At 37.1% G+C, this 547-nt stretch carries 1 protein-coding gene; it reads left to right on the forward strand.

Annotated features, from left to right (window positions below):
* Positions 1-38: 38 nt before the first annotated feature.
* Positions 39-547, forward strand: a 509-nt coding sequence (locus tag E1171_RS00265) for an IS110 family transposase (protein ID WP_155202989.1), incomplete at its 3' end; no start/stop codon positions are given.

Here is a 547-nt window from a genome sequence, read left to right on the forward strand (position 1 = left end):
AGTCTGCTAAGTTTGTATATCACAAAACAAAACAGACTATGCAAACAAAACAGACCACCACTACACCAAAACTATTTATTGGAATTGACATTCACAAGCGTAGCTGGAAGATTCAAACTGCTACAGATCTATTCTTAGGAAAAGGTTTTAACATGGAACCTGATACAAAATCACTGAAATCATATGTAGAAAAAAATTACCCTGGTTATGAAGTTCACAGCGCTTATGAGGCAGGGTGTTGTGGCTATTCTGCACACAGAGCATTTGAGTCCTATGGTTGGAAATCGATTGTTTTTAACCCTGCCGATATTTCAAGAACCGGTAAATCTCAATACCAAAAGACCGACAAAATAGATGCCCGGTTAATTTGTAGGGAACTTAAAGATGGAAGGTTGGAAGGAATAACGGTTCCCGATCAGAAGCGTGAACAATTAAGAAGTTTATTTCGAAGGCGTAATGAATTGGTGAAGGATTTCAGACAGGTAAAATCCAGACTAAAAAGCCATTTGTTATTTTTTGGAATTAAGGTTCCCAATGAACATGATAA

Origin of the sequence: Xanthovirga aplysinae, from assembly GCF_009711365.1 — a bacterium.
Lineage (GTDB): Bacteria > Bacteroidota > Bacteroidia > Cytophagales > Cyclobacteriaceae > Xanthovirga > Xanthovirga aplysinae.